8 protein-coding genes are annotated in these 10,957 nt (G+C 72.3%); 7 read left to right on the top strand and 1 reads right to left on the bottom strand.

Annotated features, from left to right (window positions below; all coding sequences use genetic code 11):
* Window positions 1-391 precede the first annotated feature (391 nt).
* The 4 genes from gatC to gatB all read left to right on the top strand — a co-directional run bounded on the left by gatC (window position 392) and on the right by gatB (window position 4,036).
* Window positions 392-688, top strand: a complete 297-nt coding sequence (gene gatC, locus KN815_RS29400; protein ID WP_216344916.1) for an Asp-tRNA(Asn)/Glu-tRNA(Gln) amidotransferase subunit GatC — start codon at window positions 392-394, stop codon at window positions 686-688.
* 5 nt (window positions 689-693) lie between these two features.
* Entirely contained in the window at window positions 694-2,187 is a 1,494-nt protein-coding gene (gene gatA / locus KN815_RS29395) for an Asp-tRNA(Asn)/Glu-tRNA(Gln) amidotransferase subunit GatA (RefSeq protein WP_216344915.1), read from the top strand.
* An 88-nt stretch (window positions 2,188-2,275) separates the two neighbouring features.
* The gene (locus KN815_RS29390) at window positions 2,276-2,515 is read left to right on the top strand and encodes a hypothetical protein (RefSeq protein ID WP_216344914.1); all 240 of its coding nucleotides are present in this window, start codon (window positions 2,276-2,278) and stop codon (window positions 2,513-2,515) included.
* Window positions 2,516-2,530: 15 nt separating this feature from the next.
* Window positions 2,531-4,036, top strand: a complete 1,506-nt coding sequence (gene gatB / locus KN815_RS29385) for an Asp-tRNA(Asn)/Glu-tRNA(Gln) amidotransferase subunit GatB (RefSeq protein ID WP_216344913.1) — start codon at window positions 2,531-2,533, stop codon at window positions 4,034-4,036.
* Window positions 4,037-4,198: 162 nt separating this feature from the next.
* Here the strand turns inward: gatB and KN815_RS29380 are convergent, their stop codons facing one another.
* On the bottom strand, window positions 4,199-5,689 hold the full coding sequence (locus tag KN815_RS29380; protein ID WP_216344912.1) for a M81 family metallopeptidase: 1,491 nt from the start codon (window positions 5,687-5,689) through the stop codon (window positions 4,199-4,201).
* Window positions 5,690-5,817: 128 nt separating this feature from the next.
* Here KN815_RS29380 and KN815_RS29375 point away from each other — a divergent pair, with 128 nt between their 5' ends.
* The 3 genes from KN815_RS29375 to KN815_RS29365 form a co-directional block, all read left to right on the top strand.
* Window positions 5,818-8,082, top strand: coding sequence for an MMPL family transporter (locus KN815_RS29375; protein ID WP_216344911.1), 2,265 nt, complete (start codon window positions 5,818-5,820; stop codon window positions 8,080-8,082).
* 169 nt (window positions 8,083-8,251) lie between these two features.
* Window positions 8,252-8,440 (top strand): hypothetical protein, encoded by a 189-nt coding sequence (locus KN815_RS29370; protein WP_216344910.1) that lies wholly within the window; start codon window positions 8,252-8,254, stop codon window positions 8,438-8,440.
* 97 nt (window positions 8,441-8,537) lie between these two features.
* A partial coding sequence (locus KN815_RS29365; RefSeq protein ID WP_253209311.1) for an ATP-binding protein occupies window positions 8,538-10,957 on the top strand: 2,420 nt, incomplete at its 3' end.

Genomic DNA, 10,957 nt, shown 5'->3' with positions numbered 1-10,957 from the left:
GCGCGGCGAGGGCGGCTGGCACCGTGAGCCGGCGGAGCCGTCGGACCAGGCCCAGGCTCCCGCCGAGGAGGACGCGGATCAGCCGGTGACATAGGGGTACGGCGCCGGTGCTGCCCCTTGGCGTTTTGTTGCCGGGTGCGGGTGCGGGTGCGGGTGCGGGTGCGGGGGCGTTTTGATGCCGGGTGCGGGCCGGTGGGTGGGTTGTGCCCACCCTCCCCCATAGCCTTAAGGGCATGGGAGGTACCCCCCTCGCCAGGGGGCACCTCCCGGCGTTAGTCGGGGGAGGAACGATTGCCCACAACCAGGCGCGCCCGAAGCCTTTCGCGCGCAGTGTGTGGAGAGCCATAGGATTGGGGCCGAAACACTCCACACTCACTTTGAGGATCGCTGCATGCCTGGCATCACGCGCGAGGAGGTCGCCCACCTCGCCCGGCTGGCGCGTCTGGAGCTGAAGGCCGAAGAGCTCGACCACTTCGCCGGACAGCTCGACGACATCATCGGCGCGGTCGCCCGCGTCTCCGAGGTCGCCGACCAAGACGTACCGCCGACCTCCCACCCGCTGCCGCTGACCAATGTCATGCGTGTGGACGAGGTCCGTCCGTCCCTGACCCCGCAGCAGGCGCTGGCCTGCGCCCCGGCCCAGGAGCAGCAGCGTTTCAAGGTGCCGCAGATCCTGGGGGAGGAGTGACCACCGTGACCGACCTGACCAGGCTCACCGCGGCCGAGATCGCCGCCAGGATCGCCTCCGGCGAGGTCACCGCCGTCGAGGTGACCGAGGCGCATCTGGCCCGTATCGAGGCCGTCGACGAGAAGGTGCACGCCTTCCTGCACGTGGACCGTGAGGGGGCGCTCGCCCAGGCACGCGCCGTCGACGAGAAGCGGGAGCGCGGTGAGGAGCTGGGCCCGCTGGCCGGTGTTCCGCTCGCGCTCAAGGACATCTTCACCACCAAGGGGATCCCGACCACGGTCGGTTCCAAGATCCTCGAAGGGTGGATCCCGCCGTACGACGCGACGGTGACCCAGCGGCTGCGGGACGCGGACGTGATCGTCCTCGGCAAGACCAACATGGACGAGTTCGCCATGGGGTCCTCGACCGAGAACAGCGCGTTCGGCCCCACCGGCAACCCCTGGGACCTCACCCGTATCCCCGGCGGCTCCGGCGGCGGCTCCTCCGCCTCGCTGGCCTCCTTCCAGGCCCCGCTCGCCATCGGCACCGACACCGGCGGCTCGATCCGCCAGCCGGCCGCCGTCACCGGCACGGTCGGGGTCAAGCCGACGTACGGCGGGGTCTCCCGCTACGGCATGGTGGCCTTCTCCTCCTCGCTCGACCAGGGCGGCCCCTGCGCCCGCACGGTGCTGGACGCGGCGCTGCTGCACGAGGTCATCGCCGGGCACGACCCGATGGACTCGACCTCCATCGACGAGCCGGTCCCGGCCGTCGTCGAGGCCGCGCGCAACGGCAGCGTGCGGGGCATGCGCATCGGTGTCGTCAAGGAGTTCGCGGGCGAGGGCTACCAGGCCGGCGTCATGCAGCGCTTCAACGAGTCGGTGGAGCTGCTGCGGGAGCTGGGTGCCGAGATCGAGGAGATCTCCTGCCCGTCCTTCGACAAGGCGCTGGCCGCGTACTACCTGATCGCGCCGTCCGAGTGCTCGTCCAACCTGGCCCGCTTCGACGCCATGCGCTATGGGCTGCGGGTGGGCGACGACGGCACGAAGTCCGCGGAGGAGGTCACCGCGCTCACCCGCGCGGAGGGTTTCGGCGCGGAGGTCAAGCGCCGGATCATGCTCGGCACCTACGCGCTCAGCTCCGGCTACTACGACGCGTACTACGGCTCCGCGCAGAAGGTCCGTACGCTGATCAAGCGTGACTTCGAGAAGGCGTTCGAGCGGGTCGACGTGCTGATCTCGCCGACCACCCCGACCACCGCCTTCCCGATCGGCGAGCGCGCCGACGACCCGATGGCGATGTATCTGGCCGACCTCTGCACGATTCCCACCAACCTCGCGGGGAACGCGGCCATGTCACTGCCCTGCGGTCTGGCGCCGGAGGACGGTCTGCCGGTCGGACTACAGATCATCGCCCCCGCCATGGCCGACGACCGGCTCTACAGGGTCGGCGCCGCGGTCGAGGCCGCGCTCGCCGACAAGTGGGGTCACCCGCTGCTCGAGGAGGCACCGTCCCTGTGAGCGACGCACGCGCGGCCGCCGGGCCGCGGATGACGTTGAAAGCCGCACCTCTGCGCCGCGTGGGCGGAGAAGCGAACGGAGAGACGCTATGAGTGCGATCAAGAAGGCCAAGGGCTTCAAGAAGTCCAGGCCCGGCACCTACCTGTCCATCGCGGGCTCGCTCTTCGGCGCGGTCAGCGTGGCGAAGCAGATCAAGAAGGCCCGCTTCGAGAACGACAAGCTGCAACTGGCCGACGCGGTGGTCTCGGCCGCCGCCATCGTCACCGGCGTCGCCCTGCTCGTCCGCGAGCTCAAGCGCATGGGCGACGACGACGTCCTCGCGGACTGAGAGGTTAGTTTTTCCGTGACCGTCACTGAACTGGTGTCGTACGAGGACGCCCTGGCCGCCTACGACCCCGTGATGGGGCTCGAGGTGCACGTCGAGCTCGGCACCAAGACCAAGATGTTCTGCGGGTGCTCCACGGCGCTTGGCGCCGAGCCCAACACGCAGACCTGCCCCACCTGCCTCGGCCTGCCCGGCTCGCTCCCGGTGGTCAACGCGACCGGGGTCGAGTCCGCCATCAAGATCGGGCTCGCACTCAACTGCGAGATCGCCGAATGGTGCCGCTTCGCCCGGAAGAACTACTTCTATCCGGACATGCCGAAGAACTTCCAGACGTCGCAGTACGACGAGCCGATCGCCTACAACGGCTATCTGGACGTCGACGTCGACGGGGAGGTCTTCCGCGTCGAGATCGAGCGCGCCCATATGGAGGAGGACACCGGCAAGTCCACCCATGTGGGTGGCGCGACCGGTCGTATCCACGGTGCCCAGCACTCCCTGCTCGACTACAACCGGGCCGGTATCCCGCTGATCGAGATCGTCACCAAGCCGATCGTCGGCGCCGGGGAGAAGGCCCCGGAGGTCGCCAAGGCGTATGTGACCGAGCTGCGCGAGCTCATCAAGTCGCTCGGGGTCTCCGAGGCGCGGATGGAAATGGGCCAGATGCGCTGCGATGTGAACCTGTCGCTGCGCCCGCGGGGCGTCGAGAAGTTCGGCACCCGCTCCGAGACCAAGAACGTCAACTCGCTGCGGTCGGTCGAGCGGGCCGTGCGCTTCGAGGTCCAGCGGCATGCCGCGGTGCTGGACGACGGTGGCACGATCATCCAGGAGACCCGGCACTTCCACGAGGAGGACGGCTCCACCACCTCCGGCCGGGTCAAGGAGGAGGCCGAGGACTACCGGTACTTCCCCGAGCCCGACCTGGTGCCGGTCGCCCCCACCCGTGCCTGGGTGGAGGAGCTGCGCGGCGGGCTTCCCGAGCTGCCGCGGGTCTACCGCAACCGGCTGCGCGAGGAGTGGGGCCTGTCCCGCCACGAGATGCAGTCGGTGCTCAACGCGGGCGCGATCGACCTGATCACCGCCACCATCGACGAGGGCGCCCCGGCCGACCAGGCCCGTAAGTGGTGGATGGGCGAGCTGGCCCGCCGCGCCAACGAGGACGGGGTGGAGCTCGCGGCACTGCCGATCACCCCGGCGCAGGTCGCCCGGGTGTGCGCGCTGGTCAAGGAGGGTTCGCTCAACGACAAACTGGCCCGCCAGACGATCGAGGGCGTTCTCGCGGGCGAGGGCGGCCCGGACGAGGTCGTCACCAAGCGCGGCCTGAAGGTCGTCTCGGACGAGGGCGCGCTCGGCACCGCCGTGGACGAGGCGATCGCGGCCAACGCGGCCATCGCCGACAAGATCCGCGGCGGCAAGGTCGCGGCGGCGGGTGCGCTGGTCGGCGCGGTCATGAAGGCCACGCGGGGTCAGGCGGACGCGGCGCGGGTGCGTGAGCTGATCCTGGAGAAGCTGGGCGTCGAGGGCTGACCGGCCGGACGTTCGTCCGTTTCGTTTCTGACGGCGGCGGGGTGCGCGAGGGCGCGCCCCGCCGCCGTCGTATGCGCCCTTCCGCACTCCTACGGAGTGCCCGGCGGACCATGCGGCTCCGCCGCGTGACCCGCCGCAGGCGCCACGATCCACCGGACACTCCTAGAGCAGCAGCGGCTCCAGATGCGGGACCTCGAACCCCTCGTCGTCGAACGGGTACAGCGGCCGCGCGAGGCGCCGGTGGCCCAGGCGGGCCAGATCCTGGTCGACCCCGCCGGGGGTGAGCGCGAGCCGCCAGTCCGCCGCCAGGTCGTACAGCTCGGGCTCCAGATAGCCGATCTTGACGACGACGAGGTCATGGTCGCGCGGGTCCAGCTCGCCGAAGTCGGCCAGGGTGTGGAACGGTTTGCGGCGGCTGACCAGGACCACCGTGACGCCCCCGTGCCGCACCGCCGCGAGATCCCCGCCGACGGGGTCGTCCCGGCGCAGGGCGACCACCTCGCCGGTCAGTTCGCAGGGCTCGGCGTGGTCCGCCGTCCCCCGGCTGATCCCGCCGCCGACGCGGAGCCGGACCGTCGCGCCCGGCCCGGCGGCGAAACACTCCGCGACCGCCGCCGGATCGGTGATCCCGGGGTGCAGGGCGGTGGCGCGGCCGGTGGCCAGCTCCTCGTTGGCCAGCAGCCGGCCGAGCATATAGGCGAGGTCCCCGGCGCCTCCGGCCGTGGGATTGTCGCCGGAGTCGCTGATCAGGAAGGGGCGGGCGGAGGAGGCGACGGCCTCGGCGATGCACGCGTCGGCGCCGCCGGTGGGGCCGACGAAGGCGAAGTCGCGGCGCATATCCCAGTAGTCGCGGGCCAGCGAGCGGGTCTGCTCGACCGCGAGCACGGGGTCGTCGCCGGTCACCACCACGGCCGCCCGGCAGCGCGGCTCGTCCGCCCAGGCGTAGCCCACCCAGATCGCCGCGTCCACGACACCGTCCATCGACTCCACGGCGGCCAGCCGCCCGTACAGCGACCTGGCGGGCTCCAGCCGGGTGCTGGTGCGCTCACCGGGCAGCAGCACCGGGATCTGCACCCAGGCGAGATGCGGGCGGCCCCGGCCGCAGGCGAGGCGCTCCACCAGCTTGCGGGCGGCGCGCTCGCGGGTCTCCCAGGCGTCCTCGTGCGGGGCGAGCCGGTGGGCGGTGAGCAGATCGAGCCGGCCGGCGAAGCGGCGGGAGACATTGCCGTGCGGATCCATGGCGGCGGAGATCAGCGCGTCGGGCCCGATCGCCTCCCGTACGGCCTCGGTGAGATCGCCCTCGGCGTCCTCCAGGCCCACCACGCTCATCGCGCCGTGGATGTCGTAGACCAGCCCGTCGAGCGGACCGGCCCGGCGCAGCCGCTCGATCAGCTCGCCCTTGATCCGGTCGTAGGTCTCGCGCTCGACCGGGCCGCCGGGGAGCGCGACGGCGTGGAGGAGGGGCACCCACTCGGCGCGCCCGGCCAGATCGCCGTCCGGCCGGGTCCAGGCGTAGCGGTCCAGCAGCTCGGCGTCTCGGGTGACGCGGAAGTCGTCGTAGGCGGCGCGGTGCGGGCTGAAGGTGCTGGACTCGATGTGGATACCGCCGATGCCGATACGCGGGCGGCGGCCTCGGGACGCGGCAGGAGTCATGCTCTCCGACTTCCCGCTCATTCATGTGGTGAAGCCCACAAAGGGGACAAAGGATCTTTTCCGCCTGACAGAGTGCTCAGGTCACAACCGCATCACGCCGCCCCTGGCGCCGGAACCGGAAGGCAGCCATGGCCGCACTCGCCCGCTGGTGTCTCAGGCGCCGCGCCATCGTGATCGCGCTGTGGCTGGCCGCCTTCGCGGGGGTCGCCGTGGCGGCGGCCGTGACCGGGTCCGCGTACTCGAACGACTACGACATCCCCGGCACCGACTCCTCCAAGGTCTCCGCCCTGCTGGAGCGGCGGCTGCCCGAAAGGGCAGGGGACAGCGACACCATCGTCTGGCACACCGAGGACGGCGCGGGCACCGTACGCGCGCCGGGGATGGAGCGGCGGATGACGGCGGCGCTGCGGCAGGTCGCGGATCTGCCCGGCGTCGCTTCCGTGACCGGCCCCTACGGCACCGATGACACCAGCCGGATCAGCGCCGACCAGCACACCGCCTACGCCACCGTGGTCTTCCGCGAACCCGCCGCCGACCTGGGCGAGGCGGAGGTGCGCCGGGTGCTGGACACGGTGCGCTCCGCCGCCTCCGGGGTTCGGGGCCTGGAGGTCGAGATGGGCGGTGCGGGCGCCGGGCTCACCGAGCGGACCGGGTCCGCCCATCTGAGCGAGGCCATCGGGGTCGGCGTGGCCGCCGTGGTCCTCTTCCTCGCCTTCGGCTCGCTCGCGGCCACGCTGCTGCCGATCGCCACCGCGCTCATCGGCGTCGGCACCGCGTACGCGGCCATCGGGCTGCTCGGCCACGCCATGACCATCGCCGACTTCGCGCCCATGCTCGGCATGCTGATCGGCCTCGGCGTGGGGATCGACTACGCGCTGTTCATCGTCACCCGGCACCGCCGGGGGCTGCGGCGCGGGCTGTCGGTCGAACAGGCCGCCCAGCGCGCGGTGGTCACCTCGGGGCGCGCGGTGGTGTTCGCGGGAGCGACCGTCTGTCTCGCGCTCCTGGGCATGCTGGTCCTGCGGCTGTCCTTCCTCAACGGGGTGGCGGTCGCGGCGGCCCTCACCGTCGCCCTTACGGTCGCCGCCTCGCTCACCCTGCTGCCCGCGCTGCTCGGCCTGATCGGCATGCGGGCCCTGAGCCGGCGGGAGCGCGGACGGCTGGCCGAGCGGGGGCCGGAAGCCACGGCGACCAAGGGGCTGTGCGCCCGCTGGGCGGTCTGCGTCGAACGCCGCCCCAAGCTGCTGGGCGCCGCCGCGGCCGCCCTCATCGCGGTGCTCGCGCTCCCCACCTTCTCCCTTCACCTGGGCACCTCGGACCAGGGCAACGGCTCCTCGGCCTCGACCACGAGACGCGCGTACGACCTGCTGGCCGATGGATTCGGGCCAGGTTTCAACGGGCCGTTGACGCTGATGGGCAGCATCGACGGGGCCGACGACCGTATGGCCTTCACCCAACTGCCCAAGGTCCTGCGCACCATCGACGGGGTCGCCTCGGTGAGCGCCGCGGACCTGGACGGGGGCGGCGACACCGGCGTCATCACGGTCGTCCCCAAGACGGCACCGCAGTCGCGGGCCACCTCCGACCTCGTCGGACGGCTGCGCGCCGAGGTGCTGCCCCGGGCCGAGGAGGGCAGCTCGCTGCGGGTGTACGTCGGCGGGCTGACCGCGGGCTACGACGACTTCGCCGCGGTGATCGTCAGCAAGCTGCCGCTGTTCGTGGGGGTGGTGGTGGCGCTGGGATGCGTGCTGCTGCTGCTCGCGTTCCGCAGCATCGGCATCCCGATCAAGGCGGCGGTCATGAACGTGGCCGCCGTCGCGTCGTCCTTCGGCGTGGTGGTCGCGATCTTCCAATGGGGCTGGGGGAGCGAACTGCTCGGGCTGGGCAGGGCGGGTCCGATCGAGCCCTTCCTGCCGGTGATCATGGTCTCGGTGCTCTTCGGGCTCTCCATGGACTACCAGGTCTTCCTGGTCAGCCGGATGTACGAGGAGTGGCGGCGCACCCGCGACAACGACACCGCGGTCCGGGTGGGACTCGCCGAGACCAGCCGGGTCATCAACTCCGCGGCCGTCATCATGATCGCGGTCTTCTCGGCGTTCGTGCTCAGCGGCGACCGGATCATCGCCATGTTCGGCATCGGGCTGGCGGCCGCGGTCGCCCTGGACGCCTTCGTCCTCCGTACGCTCCTGGTGCCCGCACTGATGCATCTGCTCGGGGGCGCCAACTGGTGGCTGCCGGGGTGGCTGGAGCGGCTGCTGCCGAAGATCAGCATCGAGGCGGAGGGTGAGGGAGAGGGCCGGTCCGCCGGGCAGGAGCCGGTGCCGCTGCCGCTTCCGGGACAGCCAGGGGCCGTTACGGCGCGGGCCGGTACGGCACGCTCGCCGGTTCCCTAAGGTGCCCTTCTCTGTCCTGAGGACCTTCCTCAGGCTTCCTCAGCCGTGCGGGCAAGGGGCCTAAGGTTCTGGGCCGAGCGAAGATCAGGCAGCTTCCCGATGTGCCGGACCTACCTGGGCGACGAGAGTGGACGCATTCCACGAAACGCTCGTCACCAGGGAGAACACCATGCTGCACCACGCATTGCACCGGATTCGCGAGGCCGAGCTGCTGCGGGAGGCCGCCGCCCGCCGGTTGGTCAGGGAGGCGGTGGAGTCGGGTGGCCGGTCGGCCGAGCACGAGTCCGGAGGGCGGGGGAGGCCGGTCCGGCGGTGGCGCGGCCATCGCTCACCACGGTCGTACCGCACGGCGGCCTGAGGGAGGCCGGGCCGTGCGGCTCGTCGTGGCAGCCGGGACGGAGGCCGAGGTAGCGGGGGCCGGAAAAGCCGGTGCCGCGTTGTCAGGGCCCTATGCGATGCTCGACGACGTGCACACCACGTCTGTCAGCCCGGTGTTCGTCGGCCGCGCCCAGGAGTTGGCCACCCTCGAGGACGCGCTCGCCCGCGCCACCGCGGGCGAGCCGCAGGTGCTGCTGGTCGGCGGGGAGGCGGGGGTCGGCAAGACCCGGCTCATCGACGAGTTCCTGGCCTCGGCCGTGGCCGCGGGGGCCGTCGCGGCGGTCGGCGGCTGTGTGGAAATGGGGGCCGACGGGCTGCCGTTCGCGCCCGTGTCCACCGTGCTGCGCTCGCTCCGCCGCAAGCTGGGCACCGAGCTGGACGGGGCCGCCGCCGGGCAGGAGGGCGAACTGGCCCGGCTGCTGCCCGAATTGGGCGAAACCGCCCGCGCGTCCCACGACGGGGACGGCCGGGCCCGGCTGTTCGAGCTCACCGTGCGGCTGCTGGAGCGGCTGGCCGCGGAGCGCACCCTCGTCGTCGCCATCGAGGATCTGCACTGGGCCGACCGCTCCACCCGCGAACTGCTCGGCTATCTCTTCCGCTCGCTGCTCAGCGCCCGGCTGCTGGTCGTGGCCACCTACCGCTCCGACGACATCCACCGCCGCCATCCGCTGCGCCCCTTCCTCGCCGAGGTGGACCGGATGCGCGAGGTGCGGCGCATCGAGGTGTCCCGCTTCACCCGGGGCGAGGTGCACGCCCAGCTCACCGGGATCAACGGGGCCGAGCCGGAGCGCGATCTGGCCGACCGGATCTTCAAGCGCAGCGACGGCAACGCCTTCTTCGTGGAGGAGATCGCCCGCTCCCTCAACGAGGGATGCAGCACGGGGCTCAGCGAATCCCTGCGCGATCTGCTGCTGGTGCGGGTCGAGGCACTGCCCGAGGAGGCCCAGGGCGTGGTGCGGATCCTCGCCGAGGGCGGCTCCTCCGTGGAGTACGAACTGCTGCGCGCGGTCGCCCGGCTGGGCGAGGACGAGCTGATCGACGCGCTGCGGGCCGCGGTCGGGGCGAACATCCTGCGCCCCACCGCCGACGACAGCGGCTACCGCTTCCGGCATGCGCTGGTGCGCGAGGCCGTCGTCGACGATCTGCTGCCCGGGGAGCGCTCCCGGCTCAACCGGCGCTTCGCACAGGCCCTGGAGGCCGAGCCCGCGCTGGTGCGGGCCGATGAGCGGGCAGCCAGGCTGGCCAGCTACTGGTATCACGCCCACGACCCCGCCAAGGCCCTGCCCGCCGTGCTCCAGGCGTCCGTCGAGGCGCGGCGGCGTTACGCCCACGCGGAGCAACTGCGGCTGCTGGAGCGGGCCATGGAGCTGTGGGAGGACGCCCCCGAGGAGATACGCGAGGCGCTGCGGCCCGTGGACTACGCCGAGGTGTACCCCGCCCGCGGCTGTGAGGACCAGGCGCTGCGCCAGCTCGATCTGCTCGCCGAGGTGGTGGTGGCCGCGCATATGTCCGGGCAGCGGGAGCGGGCGCTGGCCGTCGCCAAGCGGGCACTGCGGGCGCTGGACGGAAGCGGTCATGACCCGTTGCGGGCCGCCTGGTTCTGGACCCAGCAGTCCAAGCTGATGGAGGGCCTGGCGCGCGGGGACGGCTGGGCGGAGCTGAGCCGTGCCCAGGAGCTGGTGCGCGGGCTGCCGCCGTCCCCCGTGCACGCCGACGTCATGGCGCACGTGGCGGGCTGGACGATGACCCACCGGCCCGGACCGGAGGGCCTGGCGGCAGCCGAACGGGCGGTGGAGCTGGCCCGGATGGTCGGCGCCGAGAGCACGGAGCTGAACGCCCGGCTGACACTGGGCTACTTCACCGGTGACTCCGGCGACACCGAGCGCGGGCTGGCCGAGATGCGTGAGGTGTGCAGACGGGCCGTGGCCCTCGGCGACATCAGCGTCCTGGGGCGGTGCTATGTCAATCTCGCCTCGGCACTGGAGGGGGTCGGCCGGTCGGCCGAGGCGGTGGAGACCGCCGAGGAGGGCGCCCGGATCCTGGACCGCGTCGGCCTGGTGGACTCCCGGGCCTGGCTGTACGGGAATCTGGCCGAGTCGCTGTTCGCCCTGGGCCGCTGGGGCGAGGCGGACGCGGCGGCCCGCAAGACCCGGCGGCTCGCCCTCGGCACCAAGCCGCAGGGCACCGCCGCCAACCGGCTCGCCGAACTGGCGCTGGCGCGCGGCGAATGGGACACGGCGGAGCGCGAGCTGGCCGCCGCCCGGGAGCACTACGGCGCCCACAACACCGAACCGCAGTACACCCTCCAGGCCGCGGGCCGGGCCATCGAACTCGCGGCGGCCCGCGGCCGGATCCTGGAGGTCCGGGCCGTGCTGGACCAGGTCGTGGAGGCCGGTTTCCCGCCCGGGCAACAGCGCTACGTCTGGCCGCTGCTGTACACGGCCGCCGCGGCCGAGTCGGCCGCACGCGGACGACTGCCCACGGCCGAGCCGGGCCG

The organism is Streptomyces niphimycinicus, from assembly GCF_018883605.1.
Lineage (GTDB): Bacteria > Actinomycetota > Actinomycetes > Streptomycetales > Streptomycetaceae > Streptomyces > Streptomyces niphimycinicus.
The sequence above is the reverse complement of the archived record's forward strand: the minus strand, read 5'-3'. Positions and strand labels throughout refer to the sequence as shown.

Excerpts from the sequence above, each read along its gene's own strand:
- gatC (WP_216344916.1), top strand. The coding sequence starts at position 392 with ATGCCTGGCATCACGCGCGAGGAGGTCGCCCACCTCGCCCGGCTGGCG.
- KN815_RS29390 (WP_216344914.1), top strand. The coding sequence starts at position 2,276 with ATGAGTGCGATCAAGAAGGCCAAGGGCTTCAAGAAGTCCAGGCCCGGC.
- KN815_RS29380 (WP_216344912.1), bottom strand. The coding sequence starts at position 5,689 with ATGACTCCTGCCGCGTCCCGAGGCCGCCGCCCGCGTATCGGCATCGGC.
- KN815_RS29375 (WP_216344911.1), top strand. The coding sequence starts at position 5,818 with ATGGCCGCACTCGCCCGCTGGTGTCTCAGGCGCCGCGCCATCGTGATC.
- KN815_RS29370 (WP_216344910.1), top strand. The coding sequence starts at position 8,252 with ATGCTGCACCACGCATTGCACCGGATTCGCGAGGCCGAGCTGCTGCGG.